This is a genomic window from Mycobacterium asiaticum DSM 44297, from assembly GCF_000613245.1.
Classification (GTDB): Bacteria; Actinomycetota; Actinomycetes; order Mycobacteriales; family Mycobacteriaceae; genus Mycobacterium; species Mycobacterium asiaticum.
In genome coordinates, this window is the sequence record NZ_HG964937.1 from 1,506,679 (window position 1) to 1,524,354 (window position 17,676).

The 17,676-nt window shown below is 66.7% G+C and carries 18 protein-coding genes and 1 pseudogene; 11 read left to right on the forward strand and 8 right to left on the reverse strand.

Going from position 1 to position 17,676, the window contains the following annotated elements; translation table 11 throughout:
- Nucleotides 1-146: 146 nt before the first annotated feature.
- Nucleotides 147-1,823, forward strand: coding sequence for a PPE family protein (locus tag BN972_RS17445; RefSeq protein ID WP_036361174.1), 1,677 nt, complete (start codon nt 147-149; stop codon nt 1,821-1,823).
- Here the strand turns inward: BN972_RS17445 and BN972_RS17450 are convergent.
- Both BN972_RS17450 and bfr read right to left on the reverse strand, forming a co-directional pair.
- Entirely contained in the window at nt 1,807-3,861 is a 2,055-nt protein-coding gene (locus BN972_RS17450; RefSeq protein WP_036360189.1) for an MDR family MFS transporter, read from the reverse strand. The genes BN972_RS17445 and BN972_RS17450 overlap by 17 nt on opposite strands.
- Before the next feature lie 94 nt (nt 3,862-3,955).
- The gene (gene bfr, locus BN972_RS17455) at nt 3,956-4,435 is read right to left on the reverse strand and encodes a bacterioferritin (protein WP_036361175.1); all 480 of its coding nucleotides are present in this window, start codon (nt 4,433-4,435) and stop codon (nt 3,956-3,958) included.
- A gap of 261 nt (nt 4,436-4,696) precedes the next feature.
- Between bfr and BN972_RS28370 the strand changes: the two genes are divergently transcribed.
- Entirely contained in the window at nt 4,697-4,888 is a 192-nt protein-coding gene (locus BN972_RS28370) for a (2Fe-2S)-binding protein (RefSeq protein ID WP_080696887.1), read from the forward strand.
- Between the two features lie 6 nt (nt 4,889-4,894).
- On the opposite strand, the gene BN972_RS17460 is transcribed toward BN972_RS28370, so the two are convergent.
- From BN972_RS17460 to BN972_RS17475, 4 genes are read right to left on the reverse strand one after another with little or no spacing between them, the layout of a single operon-like run.
- Complete coding sequence (locus BN972_RS17460) at nt 4,895-5,650, reverse strand: enoyl-CoA hydratase/isomerase family protein (RefSeq protein WP_036360191.1); 756 nt, start codon at nt 5,648-5,650, stop codon at nt 4,895-4,897.
- A gap of 9 nt (nt 5,651-5,659) precedes the next feature.
- On the reverse strand, nt 5,660-6,103 hold the full coding sequence (locus BN972_RS17465) for a TIGR03618 family F420-dependent PPOX class oxidoreductase (protein WP_036360193.1): 444 nt from the start codon (nt 6,101-6,103) through the stop codon (nt 5,660-5,662).
- Nucleotides 6,104-6,111: 8 nt separating this feature from the next.
- Nucleotides 6,112-6,813 (reverse strand): EthD domain-containing protein, encoded by a 702-nt coding sequence (locus BN972_RS17470; protein ID WP_036360195.1) that lies wholly within the window; start codon nt 6,811-6,813, stop codon nt 6,112-6,114.
- A 10-nt stretch (nt 6,814-6,823) separates the two neighbouring features.
- A complete protein-coding gene (locus BN972_RS17475; protein WP_036360197.1) occupies nt 6,824-7,768 on the reverse strand; it encodes a hydrogen peroxide-inducible genes activator in 945 nt (314 codons plus the stop codon).
- 103 nt (nt 7,769-7,871) lie between these two features.
- On the opposite strand from BN972_RS17475, the gene BN972_RS17480 reads away from it, so the two are divergent.
- The 3 genes from BN972_RS17480 to BN972_RS17490 are packed head-to-tail and all read left to right on the forward strand — an operon-like array spanning nt 7,872 to nt 10,315.
- Complete coding sequence (locus BN972_RS17480) at nt 7,872-8,459, forward strand: peroxiredoxin (protein ID WP_036360199.1); 588 nt, start codon at nt 7,872-7,874, stop codon at nt 8,457-8,459.
- A 28-nt stretch (nt 8,460-8,487) separates the two neighbouring features.
- Nucleotides 8,488-9,024, forward strand: a complete 537-nt coding sequence (locus tag BN972_RS17485; RefSeq protein WP_036360201.1) for an alkyl hydroperoxide reductase — start codon at nt 8,488-8,490, stop codon at nt 9,022-9,024.
- Between the two features lie 10 nt (nt 9,025-9,034).
- Nucleotides 9,035-10,315 (forward strand): alpha-amylase family glycosyl hydrolase, encoded by a 1,281-nt coding sequence (locus BN972_RS17490; RefSeq protein WP_036360203.1) that lies wholly within the window; start codon nt 9,035-9,037, stop codon nt 10,313-10,315.
- Here BN972_RS17490 and BN972_RS17495 read toward each other — a convergent pair.
- On the reverse strand, nt 10,308-10,733 hold the full coding sequence (locus tag BN972_RS17495) for a DUF1810 domain-containing protein (RefSeq protein ID WP_036360205.1): 426 nt from the start codon (nt 10,731-10,733) through the stop codon (nt 10,308-10,310). The two genes, BN972_RS17490 and BN972_RS17495, sit on opposite strands and share 8 nt — an antisense overlap.
- 33 nt (nt 10,734-10,766) lie before the next feature.
- On the opposite strand from BN972_RS17495, the gene BN972_RS17500 reads away from it, so the two are divergent.
- The 6 genes from BN972_RS17500 to BN972_RS17525 all read left to right on the forward strand — a co-directional run bounded on the left by BN972_RS17500 (nt 10,767) and on the right by BN972_RS17525 (nt 16,694).
- Nucleotides 10,767-12,008 carry an alpha-hydroxy acid oxidase gene (locus tag BN972_RS17500; protein WP_036360207.1) on the forward strand — a complete coding sequence of 414 codons (1,242 nt, stop codon included), beginning with the start codon at nt 10,767-10,769 and terminating at the stop codon, nt 12,006-12,008.
- Nucleotides 12,009-12,129: 121 nt separating this feature from the next.
- Complete coding sequence (gene lon, locus BN972_RS17505) at nt 12,130-14,448, forward strand: endopeptidase La (RefSeq protein ID WP_200869737.1); 2,319 nt, start codon at nt 12,130-12,132, stop codon at nt 14,446-14,448.
- 18 nt (nt 14,449-14,466) lie between these two features.
- Entirely contained in the window at nt 14,467-14,955 is a 489-nt protein-coding gene (locus tag BN972_RS17510) for a hypothetical protein (protein ID WP_036360211.1), read from the forward strand.
- Nucleotides 14,956-14,959: 4 nt separating this feature from the next.
- On the forward strand, nt 14,960-15,286 hold the full coding sequence (locus BN972_RS17515) for a TfoX/Sxy family protein (protein WP_036361176.1): 327 nt from the start codon (nt 14,960-14,962) through the stop codon (nt 15,284-15,286).
- Between the two features lie 39 nt (nt 15,287-15,325).
- A complete protein-coding gene (locus BN972_RS17520; protein ID WP_036360213.1) occupies nt 15,326-15,961 on the forward strand; it encodes an HhH-GDP family DNA glycosylase in 636 nt (211 codons plus the stop codon).
- Between the two features lie 7 nt (nt 15,962-15,968).
- Entirely contained in the window at nt 15,969-16,694 is a 726-nt protein-coding gene (locus BN972_RS17525; RefSeq protein WP_036360215.1) for a DUF72 domain-containing protein, read from the forward strand.
- An 8-nt stretch (nt 16,695-16,702) separates the two neighbouring features.
- Here the strand turns inward: BN972_RS17525 and BN972_RS17530 are convergent.
- Nucleotides 16,703-17,676 (reverse strand): annotated as a pseudogene (locus BN972_RS17530) (hypothetical protein); the annotation flags it as partial.

Here is a 17,676-nt window from a genome sequence, read left to right on the forward strand (position 1 = left end):
CATTCGGTATCGGTGGCACCTCAAACTTGCCGCAAATGAAAATCATGTTCAATATATAGAAAGCTCAAATATTTCGATCGGGATGGGGTGTGGCCGTGCAATCGTCCGGGGCTCAGGGCTGGCTCGCCGGCGCGAATCCGGTGTGGATGGCGTCGCCACCGGAGGTGCACTCGATGCTGCTCAGCAGCGGCCCTGGCCCGGGGGCCATGTTGGCGGCCGCGGCGGCGTGGGCATCTTTGAGCACCGACTACGAATCGGCGGCGGACGACCTGCTGGCGGTGCTGGCCGCGGTGCAGGGCGGGGCATGGCAAGGCACCAGCGCCGAATCGTATGCGGCCGCCCACCTTCCGTACCTGGCATGGCTGAAGGAGGCAAGTGCCACGAGCTCGGAAACCGCCGCCCGAGCCGAGGTGGTCGCCGGTGCCTATGCGGCGGCGCTGGCGGCGATGCCGACCCTGGCCGAGCTGGCCGCCAACCACGCCACCCACGCTGCGCTGTTGGCCACGAACTTCTTTGGCATCAACACTATTCCGATTGCGGTCAACGAAGCCGACTACACCCGAATGTGGGTCCAGGCGGCCACCACGATGAGCGGTTACCAGGCCGCTTCGGATGCGGCGCTGACAGCCGCGCCCCAATTGCCCCCGCCGCCCCGCATCCTGCAGCAAATCGACCAGTCCTTGCAGAACCTGGTGCAGGCCTACCAGAATCTCATCGGCAATCCGCAGCTGAATCCGTTCGACCAGTTCGAGAACCTGATCAACAACCCGCAACTCGACGCGTTTCTCGAGCAGTTCGGTATCGGCAACGACACCGTCGCGCACGATCCGCTGGTCGACAATGCGCTCGACAACTTCGTCGCCAATATCCTGCGGAACTTTGGCTACAACTGGAACCCGTTGGAGGGCACCCTCAACGGGCTGGACTACGACGACTACACCGACCCGACTGTTGCGGCGTTCTGGGTGGCCCGGACGTTGGAGCTGAGCGAGGATTTCCAGCAATTCTTCGTCTACCTGCAAACGAACCCGGTGCTAGCCGTCCAGTACCTGGTCAGCCTGGAATTGTTCGACTGGCCCACCCATCTGGCCGAGGTCTTCACTTTGACCAGTCAGCCGGCCGCGCTGGCGGCCGCGCTGCCCGTCGCGGCCGCCCCGCTCGCGTCGGCCAGTGGCCTGGCCGGATTGGCGGGGTTGGCCGCTCTGCCACCACCGATCGTGGCACCGCCGGCATTGGCGCCCCTGGCAGCGCCGGCCCTGTTACCCGCGGCAAGCCTGGCGCCGGTTACCGCGCCGGCCGCGGCGCCCGCAGTGTCGGGTGCGCCCACCCCCAATCCCCCGGCGGGCCCGCCGCCTTCCTCGGCTCCGCCGGCACCGGGTGCTACTGGTGGGACGGGTTTCGCGCCCCCGTATGCCGCGGCCCCGCCGAGCAGCGGCTTCGGTTCCGGGATGGGCGCCAAAGCCAGTGCCGGTGCCAAAAGGCAGGCTGCGCAACCCGATAGCGCTGCGGCGGCCGCTGCGGCGGTCGCACGAGAAGCGGCACGCGCGCGGCGCCGCCGGCACGCACGGGCCCGCGATCGCGGGGACGAATTCATGGACATGAATGTCGACGTCGACCCCGACTGGGGTTCGCAATCCTCCGCACGCGGTGCCGGCCGGTTGGGACTCGCCGGCACTCTGGCCAATGACAAGGCTAGGGACCCAACCGGATTGGCTACCCTAGCCGTCGACGACTACGGCGGCGGCCCGAAACTCCCTATGCTGCCCGGCAGTTGGATAACCGACCAGGACGGCGAACAAGACGAGGTCACCCCGCCGCAATAGCCTTCGGCGGCGAGTCTTCGAACCAGTCCCGCTGCGCGATGATGCGATACGCGATGCGCCCGAGCGCGGCCTCGACGTCGCGACGATCCGGACGCCCCGCAAAACCGGGCGACCGGGACAGCTTGTCGATGACCCAGTTCAGCAACAGCGAATACACATAGTCGACCTGCTCCCGGCCCGCCGGCGTGAGCGACAACCGGTCCCCGTCGCGCACGACGTAGCCGCCCGCGGCGAGCCGGTTGAACGTGGGTTCCAGGACTTCGAACGGAATTTGCAGGTTGTCGCCGATGTCGGTGAGGCGCGCGGTGCCGAAGAACTGGGCGTAACGGTTCACCCGCAGCACTGCCCACAGTCCGGCGACGTCGAGCCGGCAATCCGGGCGAAGGGCGATACTGCGCAGTCGCACTCCCGGTTCGCCCCGCAGCATGCGCGCAATCGCATTCTCCAGCAATCGCTCCGGTGTCTCTGAGCTCGGCATGCCGAACCCGTCACCGAGATCGACGGCGCTGTTGTGGATGTCGCGCAGCGGAACCTCGCGCAGGAACAACGCCAACACGAATCCCACCGCGGCGACCGGCGCGGCCCACAGGAAAACCTGCGACAGTGATTCGGCATAAGCCCGCACGATCGGTTCGGCGACGGCGGGCGGTTGCCGGTGCAACGCGCCGGGAGAGCTCACGGCGTCGCGGGGGGCGCCGGTGGCCGCCAGCGCCACGGCCAGTCTGGAATTGAGGAAGTTGGCGAACAGCGAGCCGAAGATGGCGGCGCCGAACGAGCTACCGATGGTGCGAAAAAAGCTGACGCCCGATGTCGCGACACCGAGATCGGTGAAGTTCGAGGTGTTCTGCACGATCAGCACCAGCACCTGCATGGACAGGCCGATGCCGGCACCGAGGATGAACAGGTAGACCGACTGCACCAGCGCGGGCGTCGACCCGTCCATGCCCGACATCAACAAGAAGGCCAGCGTCATCAGCGCCGTGCCGACCACCGGAAAGACCTTGTATCGACCTGTCCGGCCCACCAAGCTGCCACTGCCGGTGGAGGTGATCAGCATGCCGGCGACCATCGGCAGCGTGCGCAGACCCGATGTGGTCGCCGATACCCCATCGACGTACTGCATGAAGGTCGGCAGGAAGGTCATTGCACCCAGCATCGCGAAACCGACCACGAACGAGAGCACGCAGCACACCGTGAAGACCGGGCTGCCGAACAACCGGATCGGCAGAATGGGCTGCGGTACACGGGTTTCCACCCACACGAACACCCCAAGTGCCGCGGCGGCACTCACGAACAAGCCGATGATGGTGGCCGATCCCCACGGGTAGAGGGTGCCACCCCAACTGGTGGCCAGCGTCAAACCGGCCGCGCCCAGCCCGATGAACAGGATGCCGGCGTAGTCCACCCGAGGCTTGGTGTTGGCCGTCAGCGCCGGAATCGCCGCGGCGGCGACCAGGATGACCACCACCGAGACCGGCAGGTTGATCCAGAACGCCCACCGCCAGGTGAGGTAGTCAGTGAAATAGCCGCCGAGCAGCGGGCCCACGACGGTGGTGACTCCGAATACCGCACCTAACATGCCCTGGTAGCGGCCTCGGTCCCGCAGCGGGACCACCTCGCCGATCAGCGCGCTGGCCGTGACGGTGATCGCTCCGCCGCCGATCCCCTGCAGGGCCCGGGCGGCCACCAGCATGGTCATCGACTGCGCCAGCCCGCAGAACACGGAGCCCACGACGAAGAACAGCACGGCGACCTGGAACACCCGCTTGCGGCCGAACAGGTCACCGAATTTGCCGGCGAGCGCAGTGGCGATCGTCGAGGCCAGCAGGTAGCTGGTGACCACCCACGACTGGCGCCCGGCGTCACCGAGATCGGCGACGATCGTCGGCAATGCCGTTGCCACGATCGTCTGGTCCAGCGCCGCGAGCAGCATCCCGAGCACGATTGCCAGGAAGATGAAGTTGCGCCGCTGCGGGGTGATCAGCTTGCTACCTGAGGCTGGGTCCTCCGTTGGCTCGGCCGGGACGGTCGGCTGCACCTTGGATGTAGTCACTGCCACCTTTCAAGATCGGGCCCATGAGAATGCCCCTGATCCGGGCCGCCCAATCAGGTAGGTGTGTGACCAAGCGTGGTCAGCTCGGCGGTCGAGAGACACACTGGGCGGAGTACAGCTCCTCGCCCAGCTTGTCCATCAGCTCCAGCTGTGTCTCCAGGTAGTCGATGTGGCTTTCCTCATCCGCCACAATCCCTTCCAGCAGCGTGGCGCTGGTGCTGTCCTGTTTCTCGCGGCACATGATGATGCCGGGCTTGAGCCGGTCCAGCACCTCGTACTCGATCGCCAGGTCCGCCTCGAACTGCTCGCGCAGTGTCTGGCCGATGCGCAATGAGAAAATGCGCTGATAGTTCGGCAGGCCATCCAACAGCAGGATGCGGTCGGTGATGGCCTCGGCGTGCCGCATCTCGTCGAACGATTCCGCGCGGGTGTGGCCGGCAAGCTCGGTGAAGCCCCAGTTCTCTTGCATCTTGGAATGCAGAAAATACTGGTTGATGGCCGTGAGCTCGCTGGTCAGCTGCTCATTGAGCAGGCGCAATACATCTGGATCACCTTGCATGATCACTCCTAGGGAAGGCTGTCATGACGTACCGCCGGCTGCTGGGCTGGAGCGAGCCGTGCGGGGTGGAGCAATCTAAATGTAATGCCTTGCGTGGTGGTCGGCGCAGGGTTAATTGCGCCGTCGGCGCGTCCGATCGCCGCAAGAACCGGCAGCGTGTTTGTTAGTTAGGTTAGACTCTACTAACCCACTTAGGTTAGACTCCACTAATATGCGGCCAGTACGCGGAGTCCTCGGTGACCACTCGGTGGGTGTTTGCTGATGTACGTCTGCCTGTGCGTCGGAGTCACCAATCAGACTGTCTGCGACGTTGTGGCGCGCGGTGCGTCGTCCTCCAAAGAGATTGCTGCGGCGTGCGGGGCAGGGGCTGACTGCGGTCGTTGCCGCCGGACCCTGCGGGCAATCCTGGCGGCATCCCGCGTGGAGCAGGTCGAACTGAGCCCCTCTGCTTGACACCGCTTAACGCGGGCGGTTGCTGAAATCCGCCAGTGCGGCGGCGTTGGCGACGCCCCCCATCAACTCCGCGAAGTGGGCGTTTTCGCGCGCCGTCGCCGCGGCTATTTCCGGCCGAAGCGGTTCAAGCATGGTGTGCTTGACCGCCATCAGGCTCGCGATCGGTCGGCCGGCGAGGGTTTCGGCATGCCGCCGGGCTTCGGGCAGCAGTTCGTCGGGTTCGCAGACCCGCCAGACCAGACCCATTCGGAGCGCTTCGGTGGCGTCGACCCATTCCGATGACAGCAACAGCCAGGCGGCGTTCTGCCGCCCCATCAGACGCGGCAGTAGGTAGGACGACGCCGCCTCGGGCGCCACGCCCAAACTGGTGAACGGGCATTTCAACCGCGCGGTCGAGGACATGAAGGCCAGGTCGGCGTAGCCAAGGATGGTGGTGCCGATGCCAAGGCCGACACCGTTTACGGCACAGATCAGCGGTTTGGGGAACGCGGTCAGCGCCTCGATCAGCCCGCGGAAGCCGTACTTGCCTTCTTGAAAATCGGGGTCGGTGATGCGCGCCTGCATCTCGGCCAGATCGGTACCGGCGCTAAAGCCGCGCCCGGCGCCGGTCAGCAGGACGACGGCAACCCCCGGATCCTCGGCGGCGTCCAGTAAGGCTTGGGCGGTGGCGTCGTAGAGGGCTTCGTTGAAGGCGTTGAGCGCTTCGGGCCGGTTCAGCGTCAGCGTGCGGACCCGGTTGTCGTCGTCGATCAGCAGCGTCACCGCTGGATCCTATCTGTTGCTGTAGACGCGGGTCGGCTCGATCAGCACCACCGCGCGCCGCTCCTGCGCCATCACCCGGTCGTACTCGTCCCAGTCGTCGTGGGAGCCGCCCGCTGCGGTGAATACATCGCGCAGCAACTGTCGCAATTGATCCGGCCCGCTCAACCAGGGTTGCTGGTCGTCGGGCCCGGCCAGCTCCGCGCGACCCTCGACGGTGGCCCACCGCCAGCCGTTGCGGAAGGTGACGGCCAGCTGGGGTCGCGCTCGCAGGTTGGCCAGCTTGACCTTGCCGTAGGTAGTGAAGCCCAGGACCGGCACTCCCCCGGCCGGGTGCGGCAGCAGGCCCACATTGACCAGCGAAGCCTGCACGGTGCCGTCGGCGCGGACGGTCGAGACGACCGCCAATCCGCTTTCCGACGATGCCAGTGCCACCGCGTCGACGAGTGTTGTCATGGCGTTCCTCAGTTCGAGAAGGGCGTCTTGATGACGTACCGGCTGGTGGGCACGGTGTCGATGTTCTCGTTCGCGCCGAAGGCGGACGTACTGGCAACCATCCGGCCTACCCGGTGCTGCAAGTCGGCGTCGTCGGCGGCTCCGAAGAACGCTTTCAGATCGGACACCGCTTCGATGGGGAACAACTCTTCGACGATGGCGGCGATTCCCGGGGCGTCCGGAGTGAGCGCTCGCACCACCCAGTTCTGGGTGTAGCCGAAGGTGGACTGAGTTTCGATGGCCACCGGGGTGTGGTCGAGTTGCCACCGGTTCAGCCAGGTCGCCTGGTCCAGCTCCGCGGGCCGGCGCAGCAGCGCAATGTTGGCCAAACCCGTTGTGCGCAAACCCGGTTCGGCGACTGGTGCGGCCAGCGGAACCGATTCGGTGACCAGGTAGGCGGCCAGCTGCTCGCACTCGGCGGCGAGCAGATCAAGCGCCGCCGCAACTTGGTGGCCATAGCATTGCTGGGTCCACAGGCTCACCACTGCGACCACCGGCGGGTCCAGTGTCGTGAGCGTCATCAGCGACTCGCGCACGGCGTCGTCGCGGACGTTGACCGACAACCCCGGGACGCCCAGCTGCAGTAGTTGCGCGGCGACCGGGCCGCGTTGGCGGGTGCACCAGTCCTCGTCGGCTGCGGCGCGCCGGAGCACGGCGATGACCTTCTCCATGGGCGGAACCTTACGTCCGTCCGGTCGCGAGGCGTACCGGCAGTTCCTCGGTGACCAGTTCTCCGATGACCCGGGCAAGGCGCCGATAGGCCTCGTCGCGCCCGCTGGAGGTGCGAAAGACCAGCCCGATCCGCCGCCCGGGTCGCGGCGCGCCGAAGTGGGCAAGCCCGACACCGCCGCGCGCCGTCTCCACCGCCACCGCACTCTCGGGAATCAGCGTCACGCCGAGCCCGCCCGCCACACACTGCACCGCGGTGGTCAGGGAGGCTGCGCGGGTGTCGGCGAGTTCGGCCTGCACGCCCGCGTTCTGGCAGACATCGAGAGCCTGATCGCGCAGGCAGTGGCCTTCGTCGAGGAGCAGCAACGGCAACTCCGCCAGGGCCGCCGCGGGTACCCGCGGCTTGCCCGTCAACGCGTGCCCGGGCGGCAGGGCCAGCACGAAATCCTCCGCGTAGATGGGAATCTCGCTTACTCCGGTGGTATCGGCGGGCAAGGCGATCAGGGCGGCGTCCAGCGCGCCCTCGCGCAGAACCTGCAGCAGCCGATCGGTCTGGTCCTCGACGACCCGCACCGCCAGATCGGGTAGCCGGCGGCTCAGCCCCGCCAGGACGGTCGGCAGCACATACGGCGCGACCGTCGGGATCAGTCCCAGCCGGATGCTGCCCTGCAGCGGATCGGACACGCGAGCCGCCGCGTTGGTGAACGTGTCCGCGGCCTCGATCGTCGCTCGTGCCATCGGCAGCAGCCGCACTCCTTCAGCGGTCACTCGGACCTGGCGGGTGGACCGCTCGACCAGACGGGCGCCCAACCCGGCCTCCAGGCCGGCCAGGGCCTGCGACAGGGTCGATTGACTTACCCCGAGAGTTGTTGCCGCACTTCCGAAATGCCGCTTCTCTGCCACCGCGACGAACGCCCGCAAGCCGGCCAGGGTGGGCTGAAAACTCTTATCGGTCATACCTAATAATACAGTGCTATATATCACCTTTACTTCACACCGGTACCGCGGCAATATGGTGACATACCCGTCAAATTTGAATCAGTACAGAAAAAGGAGTGCCATGTCTCTGCTGACCATTGGCGACCAGTTTCCCGCATACCGGCTGACCGCGCTGATCGGCGGCGACCTGTCCAAGGTCGATGCCCAGCAGCCCGGTGATTACTTCACCACCATCTCCAGCGACGACCACCCCGGCAAGTGGCGCGTGATCTTCTTCTGGCCCAAGGACTTCACCTTCGTATGCCCCACCGAGATCGCGGCATTCGGCAAGCTCAACGACGAGTTCGAGGACCGGGACGCCCAGGTCCTCGGCGCTTCGATCGACAGCGAGTTCGTCCACTTCCAGTGGCGCGCCCAGCACGAGGATCTCAAGAAGCTGCCGTTCCCGATGCTGTCCGACATCAAGCGCGAGCTCGCCCAGGCAACCGGCGTGCTCAACGCCGACGGTGTGGCCGACCGGGTGACGTTCATCGTCGACCCCAACAACGAGATCCAGTTCGTCTCGGCGACCGCCGGTTCGGTTGGGCGTAACGTCGATGAGGTGCTGAGGGTGCTGGACGCCCTGCAATCCGACGAGCTATGTGCCTGCAACTGGCGCAAGGGCGACCCGACCATCGACGCCGGCGAGCTGCTCAAGGCTTCGGCATAGCGGGTACAGGGCGGGACAGGAGGAAACAATGAGTATCGAGAATCTCAAGGACGCGCTGCCTGAGTACGCAAAGGATCTCAAGCTCAACCTGGGCTCGATTTCCCGCACCACCGTGCTGAACGAGGAGCAGCTGTGGGGCACCCTGCTGGCCAGCGCCGCGGCGACCCGAAACGCCCGGGTGCTCAGCGAAATCGGCGCCGAGGCGGCCGACAACCTGTCGGCCGAGGCCTACAACGCGGCGCTGGGTGCCGCGTCGATCATGGGGATGAACAATGTGTTCTACCGTGGCCGTGGCTTCCTGGAGGGTAAGTACGACGACCTGCGTCCCGGCCTGCGGATGAACATCATCGGCAATCCCGGTGTGGACAAGGCCAATTTCGAGCTGTGGAGCTTCGCGGTCTCGTCGATCAACGGATGCTCGCACTGCATGGTGGCGCACGAGCACACGCTGCGCGAGTCGGGCGTCGAGCGCGAGGCCGTGTTCGAGGCGTTGAAGGTCGCAGCGATCGTTTCCGGTGTGGCGCAAGCGATCAGCACCGCCGATACATTGGCGGCGGTAGGCTGATCGGCGCGTCATGACCGGACCCGCCTGGGTGCAACACACGATCTGGTGGCAGGTCTATCCCCTAGGCTTCGTCGGAGCGTTCCCCGCTGAACGTCCGCCGGGCCCGGGGGAACACCGCCTGCGCCGACTCGTCGAGTGGTTCGACCACGCGATCGCACTGGGCGCATCCGGGGTCGCGCTGGGACCGATCTTCGCTTCCCGTACCCACGGATACGACACCACGGACCACTACCTGATCGATCCCCGGTTAGGTGACGACGACGACTTCGACTATCTGGTGGCCGAGGCGCACCGCCGAGGCCTGCGTATTCTGCTCGACGGCGTGTTCAACCATGTGGGCGCGGATTTTGCGCGCCACCGTGACCCCGCATCGGCGGACTGGTTCAGCGGCAGCAATTTCGAAGGTCACGACGAGCTGATCGGCCTCAACCACGACAATCCCGAGGTCGCCGATTATGTCGTCGACGTCATGTCGCACTGGCTGGAGCGTGGTGCCGACGGCTGGCGCCTCGATGCGGCCTATGTTGTGCCGCACCAGTTCTGGGTCGAGGTGCTACCCCGCGTGCGCGATCGCCATCCCGACGTCTGGTTCGTCGGAGAACTCATTCACGGCGACTACGCGGCGCAGGTCCGGGCGGCCCGGTTCGATTCGGCCACCCAATACGAACTGTGGAAGGCGATCTGGAGCAGCCTCAACGACGGGAACTTCTTCGAGCTGGACTGGGCATTGCAGCGGCACAACGCATTTCTCGACGAATTCGCACCGCTGACATTCATTGGCAATCACGACGTCACCCGGATCGCCAGCCGGCTCGACCGCGCCGATCACCAGGCGCACGCGCTGGTGCTGTTGCTGACGGTGGGCGGCGTCCCCAGCGTGTATGCCGGCGACGAATTCGGCTGGCGCGGAGTGAAGGAAGAACGCTTCGGCGGCGATGACGCGGTCCGCCCGGAATTCGCTACTCCCCCAGTGCAACTCGACGTGTCAGGCCAGCGCGTGTGGGCGCTGCACCAGTTCCTGGTCGGCTTGCGGCGACGGCACCCGTGGTTGCACGCGGCGACGACCCGGCCCCTGCTGTTGGAGAACAAGCACTACGTCTACCGGGCGCAGCGCGGCGATGACGCGCTGCTGGTCGCCCTCAACATTGACGATGAACCGCTGCGGCTGTCGTTGCCGGAGCTGGGCACGCCGCGGGCACAAGTGCTGGCCGGTTCGGCGGCGCCACCGGAAGAGGTCGTCGACCACGTGACCCTCGAGCCGCACGGCTGGCGGATTCTGCGTCCTAACTGAGTCGCGCCACGGTGCGCGGGTCCTCTTCGCCGCCGTAGTACTTGTCCAGCAGCGCGACGAAATCCTGGTTGTCATCGGTGGCCCGGGCGAACAACGTCACCGAAGACCGCAGTTTCAGGTCGTCCGGTGAGCCGAAGATCTGCCCGGCCGAGCGCCCCGGAATGTCGTTGACCAGCCGCACACACTCCCGCAGCCGCGGCCCCAGCAGGTCGTGCTCCAGGTAGGCGCGGGCCTCCTCGAGGGAGGAGATGCCGTAATGGTCTGCCGTTGGGCTGCTGCCCAGTCCGCGCAGCTGCGGGAAGACGAACCACATCCAGTGGCTCCGCTTCCGGCCGGCCCGCAACTCCTGCACGACGTCGTCGTAGACGCGGTTTTGCGCCTCGACGAAGCGCTGCAGATCGAACGAATCGCGGGCCATACCTCCAGACTCGCACACTGGTTAGATGAACTGATGGCGGTCAAGCGGCAGATCCCGAGAATCCGCGACCTGGCGCCGCTGATGCAGTTCAAAAGGCCGCAGTTCAACCGCGTCCACCGGCGGTTGGACGCGGCGCTCACCATCGAAGATTTGCGCCGGATCGCCAAGCGCCGGACGCCCAAGGCCGCCTTCGACTACACCGACGGTGCCGCCGAGGACGAGCTGTCCATCCGACGGGCCCGACAAGCGTTCCGGGACATCGAATTTCACCCGACGATCCTGCGTGATGTCACCAACGTGACCGCCGGATGGAATGTCCTCGGTCAACCCGTGGTGTTGCCGTTCGCCATCGCGCCCACCGGATTCACCCGCTTGATGCACACCGAGGGTGAGGTCGCCGGTGCGCGGGCTGCGGCCGCGGCGGGCATCCCCTTCTCGCTGTCCACCCTGGGCACCAGCTCCATCGAAGACATCGCCACCGCAGTGCCGCAGGGGCGCAAATGGTTTCAGCTGTATATGTGGAAGGACCGCGAACGGTCCATGGCCCTGGTACGGCGGGCCGCCGATGCGGGTTTCGACACCATGCTGGTCACCGTCGACGTCCCCGTGGCCGGTGCGCGGCTGCGTGATGTCCGCAACGGAATGTCGATCCCGCCGGCGTTGACGCTGCGGACCGTGCTGGACGCGGTTCCGCACCCGCACTGGTGGTTTGACCTGTTGACCACCGAACCCTTGTCCTTTGCGTCGCTGGATCGCTGGTCGGGCACTGTCGGGGAATACCTGAATTCCATGTTCGACCCCAGCGTCACGTTCGACGATCTGGCCTGGATCAAATCGCACTGGCCCGGCAAGCTCGTGGTCAAAGGGATTCAGACGCTCGACGACGCCCGGGCGGTCGTCGACCGCGGCGTCGACGGCATCGTGTTGTCCAATCACGGTGGCCGTCAACTGGATCGCGCCCCGGTGCCGTTCCACCTGCTGCCGTCGGTGGCCCGCGAACTGGGCAACGACACCGAGATCCTGCTGGACACCGGCATTATGTCGGGCGCCGATATCGTCGCGGCGATCGCGCTGGGCGCCAGGTGCACGTTGGTGGGACGGGCTTATCTCTACGGCCTGATGGCCGGTGGCGAGGCGGGCGTCCGGCGAGCGATCGACATCCTGGAAAGCGGCGTGCTGCGGACCATGGCTCTACTGGGTGTTACCTGCCTCGAAGAGCTCTCCCCCAAACATGTGACCCAGCTCCGGCGGCTGGTGCCGGTGCCACCGGCGTAACGCCAGCGTGACGCTCGGCGCCCAACGTTGGGCTGGCGTGACGCTCGTAGCGAAACAGTCCAGGGAACAAACCGCCCGCCGCCAGGGTTGAGCCAGTCAGACTTAACTTTTGGAGGATCTGATGGCTGAAGCCAAATCACTGCCGGTCCTGTTCGCTACCGACACGATCGTGTTGCCCGGGATGGTGGTGCCGATTGCGCTCGACGACGCCGCCCGCGCGGCGGTCGACGCCGCCCAGGCCAGCGACTCACGCGAGTTGCTGGTCGCGCCCCGGTTGGAGGACCGCTACCCGACCCACGGTGTGGTGGCCAAGATTCTGCAGGTCGGCAGGATCGCCGGCGGGGGTACCGCCGCCGTCGTGCGGGGTGAACGGCGTGCACACATCGGCGCGGGTGCCAGCGGACCGGGTGCGGCGTTGTGGGTCGAGGTGACCGAGGTCCCCGACGCCGAGACGACGGACGAGATCAAGGCGCTGGCCGCCGAATACAAGAAGCTGCTGCTGGCGGTGCTGCAACGCCGGGATGCCTGGCAGATCATCGACTACGTCAACAGCCTCACCGACCCGTCGGCGCTGGCGGACACCTCGGGCTACGCGTCTTACCTGTCCGACGTGCAGAAGCGCGAGATGCTCGAGACCATCGACGTCGGCCGTCGGCTGCGCCTGCTGATCGACTGGACCAGTGAACACCTGGCCGAGGTCGAGGTGAACGACAAGATCGCCGAAGACGTCCGCGAGGGCATGGAGAAGACGCAGAAGGAATTCCTGCTGCGCCAGCAACTGGCCGCCATCCGCAAGGAATTGGGCGAGGGCGAGCCCGAGGGTTCCGAAGATTATCGGGCGCGGGTCGAAGCCGCCAATCTGCCCGAGAAGGTGCGCGAGGCGGCGCTGCGCGAGGTCGGCAAGCTGGAACGGGCCAGCGACCAGAGCCCGGAAAGCGGCTGGATCCGCACCTGGCTGGACACTGTGCTGGACCTGCCGTGGAATGTGCGGACCGAGGACTCGACCGACCTGGTGGCGGCTCGGGCCATCCTGGACGCCGACCACCACGGGCTGGATGACGTCAAGGACCGCATCGTGGAATACCTCGCGGTGCGCACCCGGCGTGCTCAGCGTGGCATGCAGGTGGTCGGCGGCCGGGGTTCCGGTGCGGTGATGGTGCTGGCCGGTCCCCCCGGGGTCGGCAAGACCTCGCTGGGCGAGAGCGTGGCCCGGGCGCTGGGCCGCAAGTTCGTGCGGGTCGCCCTGGGCGGCGTGCGCGACGAGGCCGAGATCCGCGGACACCGGCGTACCTACGTCGGCGCGTTGCCGGGCCGAATCGTGCGGGCCATCGGCGAGGCCGAGTCGATGAATCCCGTTGTACTGCTGGACGAAATCGACAAGGTGGGCTCCGACTACCGCGGCGACCCAAGCGCGGCGCTGCTGGAGGTGCTGGACCCGGCGCAGAACCACACCTTCCGCGACCACTACCTGGACCTGGACCTGGACCTGTCCGACGTGGTATTCCTGGCCACCGCCAACGTGATTGAGAACATCCCATCGGCGCTGCTGGACCGGATGGAGCTGGTGCAGATCGACGGCTACACCGAGGACGACAAGGTCGCGATCGCGCGCGATTACCTGCTGCCCCGGCAGCAGGAACGGGCGGCACTGACCGAGGACGAGGTCACGGTCACCGACGCCGCGCTGCGCAAGATCGCCGCCGACTACACCCGCGAACCGGGCGTCCGGCAGTTTGAGCGGCTGCTGGCCAAGGCCCTGCGCAAGGTGACCACCAAGCTCGCCGAGAACAGTCAGCCGGTCACCGTCGACGAGCCCGACTTGGTGAGTTACCTTGGCCGGCCGCGGTTTACGCCTGAGTCCGCCGAACGCACCGCGGTGCCCGGTGTGGCCACCGGCCTGGCTGTCACGGGCCTGGGCGGCGACGTCCTCTACATCGAAGCGGGCTCTACCGAAGGTGAGCCCGGCTTGCAGCTGACCGGACAACTGGGTGAGGTGATGAAGGAGTCGGCACAGATCGCGCTGTCCTATGTGCGTTCGCACGCAGCCGAACTCGGCGTCGACCCGGTCAAGCTGGACCGGCGCATCCACGTGCACGTGCCGGCCGGTGCGGTGCCCAAAGACGGCCCGTCGGCCGGCGTGACGATGGTGACCGCATTGGTCTCGATGGCTACCGGACGCCAGGTGCGCTCGGATGTCGGCATGACCGGTGAGGTCACGCTGAACGGCCGGGTGCTGCCGATCGGCGGCGTCAAGCAGAAGCTGCTTGCCGCCCAACGGGCAGGGCTGTCAACGGTTTTCATCCCGGCGCGCAACGAGCCCGACCTGGACGACGTGCCGGCCGAAGTGCTCGAGACGCTGACCGTCAAACCGATGACCGACGTGGCCGAGATCGTCGCGCAGGCACTGGAATCCGCCGAGACGGTGACGGCGGCCGCGTAGCGGCGCTAGGGTGCACGGATGGCTGTGTTGTTGCGCAGATTGCTCGGAATCGGCAAGCTGCCCGCCGACGTGCGGGCAGCAGTCGAAACCGAGAGCATCCTGCACCTCGCGGAGTTCGTTCCGGTCACCTTCCGGTTTGCCGGGAAGGTGCCGGGCAAGGCCTCGATGGGCAATGTCCGCAGTTATGTAGGTGCCCTGGTGATCACGCCGCAGCGGGTCGTGGGCACCCTGTCGACGGTGCCCAGGGTCGCCGGACGCGCCATTGACCTGCGCTGGGATGCGGCCGACGACGGACCGGTGCGCGGCGAGTTCTCCGCCCACGGTCTGCTGCTCGAAGTCGACATCGGCCAGGTCGACCCCGCCTTCTCGGGCGGGCTGTCACTGAACTACAAGACCACGCTGCCCGAACCGGTGCTGACCACCCTGCCGCGGCGTTCGGTCGCGTTTTCGGTGCCGCCGGAATGGGTGTTGCGTGCTGTCGGCGTCCCCGCCGCACGGCCCGCTTAGCGTCGTGGCATACGACGCCGACCTCGCCGAGCGGGTTCGCGAGTTGCTTGGGCCGAAGTTCGACGAGAAGCGGATGTTCGGTGGCTTGGCCTTCCTGATCGGCGGGCACATGGCCGTCGCGGTCAGCGGTCAGGGCGGCCTGCTGGTCCGGGTCCGGAAAGAGGACACCGAGAAGTTCCTCGGCCGCGCGCACGTCAGCCCGATGATCATGGCCGGCCGGGAAATCCGTGGCTGGCTGCGGGTAGCCCCGGACGGCGTGAAAACCAAACGCCAGCTGCAAAATTGGGTCGAGCGTGGCGTCGACTACGCCGGCAGCCTGCCGCACAAGTAGCGGGGGTTTGTGCGGCGGGGTTGCGGGTACGCCGCGCGTATGGATACGTCCAAGCAACGGGCGCGGCGGCTGCTGGAAGCCGCCGGCACCACCTATGCGGCCGAGGCCGGGATCCAGATCAAAGACAAACCCATGCCGCTGTTTCAGTTACTCGTGCTGTGCATGCTGGCCAGCAAACCCATCGACGCCGCCATCGCCATGAGTGCTGCACGGGAGCTGTTCAAGGCGGGCCTGCGGACACCGAAAGCGGTGTTGGGGGCCAACCGGCAGACCATGATCGCGGCGTTCGGCCGAGCGCATTATGTTCGCTATGACGAAAGCTCGGCCACCAGGCTCACCGACATTGCCACCAAGGTGCGCGATGAGTTCGGCGGCGACCTGCGCGAGATCGCCCGCCGCAGTGACCAGGACCCGGCGAAGGCGACGCGAATCCTGAAGCAATTCAAGGGCATCGGCGACACCGGTGCCGACATCTTTCTGCGTGAGGTGCAGGACGTGTGGACGTGGGCGCGGCCCCATTTCGACGAGCGGGCCACCGCGGCTGCCAAGGCGCTGCACCTGCCCACCGATCCAGACGAGCTCGTCGCGTTGGCGCCGCGCACCAGTGCCCGGTTGGCGGCGGCCCTGGTGCGGGCGTCGCTTGACGACGATCTGCGCCGGCGACTAGCCGGCTGATCCACCGATGACCGTGCGAATCGGCACTTCAGGATGGTCGTATGACCACTGGGCCGACGTGCTGTACCGGCCGGGACTGCCCGCCGCGCAGCGCTTGGCACGCTACGTCGAGGTATTCGACACGGTCGAACTCAATGCGAGTTTCTACCGGTGGCCCAAGGATTCGACGTTCGCCGGATGGCGTGACCGGCTGCCGGATGGCTTCACCATGTCGGTGAAAGCGCATCGCGGGCTCACCCACTACCGTCGGCTGAGCTCGCCGGAACCATGGATCGAACGGTTCGAACGCTGCTGGCAGGCGCTCGGCGATCGCCGCGGCGTGCTGCTGGTGCAACTGCATCCAGAGCAGCAGCGCGACGATGCTCGGCTCGATGCCTTCTTGGGCATGATGCCCGCGCATATTCGGATCGCCGTGGAGTTGCGCCACCCGTCCTGGAACGCCCCGGATGTCTATGCGCTGCTGGAAAAACACCGTGCCGCCTATGTCGTGATGAGCGGCGCGAATTTGGCGTGTGTACCGCGCGCCACGACCGATCTGGTTTATGTGCGGATGCACGGGCCGGAGCCGGCCAGCATGTACACCGGTTCCTACACCGCCGCCGACCTGCGCTGGTGGGCCGACCGGATCGCGGACTGGGAGAACGAGAGTCGCGATGTGTGGGTCTACTTCAACAACGATCTCGGCGGTCACGCGGTCCGCAACGCGTTGTCGCTGCGGGAACTCCTGGGATAGCGCTTGGGCTACTCCCCCGGCTTCCATGTGTGGTCGATGATGTCTGGTGGGTGCCGACCCTGCAGCCGCTCCCGCTCGGCGCGGCGGCGTTTGATGCGTAGCCGGGCGTCGACAGGCATGGTGACGAGCTCGTCACAGACCAGGTAGTACACGTCGTCAACACTGTCGATCACATCCGCCGCCACTCGCCGAGAGCCCAACTCGCGCAGCGTCATCCGCAGCTCGTGGGTGAAGCGGATGGTCGTGTCGTGGGCCAATTCCCGGGAGTTGCGCGCACTTCCGGCCAGCCGGTGCGACAACGAACCCGGCCCGGGCGGCACCGCCGTCGGGCCCTGGGCGTTCTCGGCGGCCAGCGTCAGCAGCAACGCCGGGTCGTCGGCGAAGACCGGGCTGGCCAGCTCGGCCTCGCCGGGGCCGCGGTGCCCGAGCTGGGCAACGGCCGCATCAAGGGCGGCGGCAGCGGCCGGAGACAGGGCGCGAATGCTGCCGACGTTGCCCTCGCTTGCCAGCGCGCGCAACGTCGAGTCGGAGCGCAGCATGCCGGTCAGCGCTTCGGTCTGGGTGGCGATGCGGTCGCTTTCCATGATCACCCCGACGCCGGACACACTGGCCCCGGCACTGGTGTGTTTCAGCGTCGCGGCGGTGACGCCGCTGTCGATCACCCACAACGCGGTGAGGATCCAGCCCTGGTGGATGCGGTCCCGAAGCAATCGCAACCGAACTTCCAGGGCGGCATCGGGCAGCGCGGCGAGGGCGCCGGCGTCCAGGTGCTCGGCGGTGGCGGCCTCGACGTAGGCCTGGGTGTCGGTCCTGAGGTGCCGTAACAGGGCCAGCGAGCGCGCGGTCACCACCACCTTGGCCACCGAACCCAGCTGGCCACCGGGTGGTCGCCACAGCGGCAGCAATTCGTCCACCGGCGGTTCGGTGCCCAGTTCCCGCTCGGCGACGGCATGCTTGTCCCAGCCGGGAAGCTGAGCGGCAG

Coding starts and splice junctions, on each gene's coding strand:
- BN972_RS17465 (WP_036360193.1), bottom strand. CDS start 6,103: ATGACAACACTCGTCGACGCGGTGGCACTGGCATCGTCGGAAAGCGGA.
- lon (WP_200869737.1), top strand. CDS start 12,130: ATGGCTGAAGCCAAATCACTGCCGGTCCTGTTCGCTACCGACACGATC.
- BN972_RS17525 (WP_036360215.1), top strand. CDS start 15,969: ATGACCGTGCGAATCGGCACTTCAGGATGGTCGTATGACCACTGGGCC.
- BN972_RS17490 (WP_036360203.1), top strand. CDS start 9,035: ATGACCGGACCCGCCTGGGTGCAACACACGATCTGGTGGCAGGTCTAT.
- BN972_RS17480 (WP_036360199.1), top strand. CDS start 7,872: ATGTCTCTGCTGACCATTGGCGACCAGTTTCCCGCATACCGGCTGACC.
- BN972_RS17445 (WP_036361174.1), top strand. CDS start 147: ATGGCGTCGCCACCGGAGGTGCACTCGATGCTGCTCAGCAGCGGCCCT.
- bfr (WP_036361175.1), bottom strand. CDS start 4,435: ATGCAAGGTGATCCAGATGTATTGCGCCTGCTCAATGAGCAGCTGACC.
- BN972_RS17520 (WP_036360213.1), top strand. CDS start 15,326: ATGGATACGTCCAAGCAACGGGCGCGGCGGCTGCTGGAAGCCGCCGGC.
- BN972_RS28370 (WP_080696887.1), top strand. CDS start 4,697: ATGTACGTCTGCCTGTGCGTCGGAGTCACCAATCAGACTGTCTGCGAC.
- BN972_RS17475 (WP_036360197.1), bottom strand. CDS start 7,768: ATGACCGATAAGAGTTTTCAGCCCACCCTGGCCGGCTTGCGGGCGTTC.
- BN972_RS17495 (WP_036360205.1), bottom strand. CDS start 10,733: ATGGCCCGCGATTCGTTCGATCTGCAGCGCTTCGTCGAGGCGCAAAAC.
- BN972_RS17500 (WP_036360207.1), top strand. CDS start 10,767: ATGGCGGTCAAGCGGCAGATCCCGAGAATCCGCGACCTGGCGCCGCTG.
- BN972_RS17510 (WP_036360211.1), top strand. CDS start 14,467: ATGGCTGTGTTGTTGCGCAGATTGCTCGGAATCGGCAAGCTGCCCGCC.
- BN972_RS17470 (WP_036360195.1), bottom strand. CDS start 6,813: ATGGAGAAGGTCATCGCCGTGCTCCGGCGCGCCGCAGCCGACGAGGAC.
- BN972_RS17485 (WP_036360201.1), top strand. CDS start 8,488: ATGAGTATCGAGAATCTCAAGGACGCGCTGCCTGAGTACGCAAAGGAT.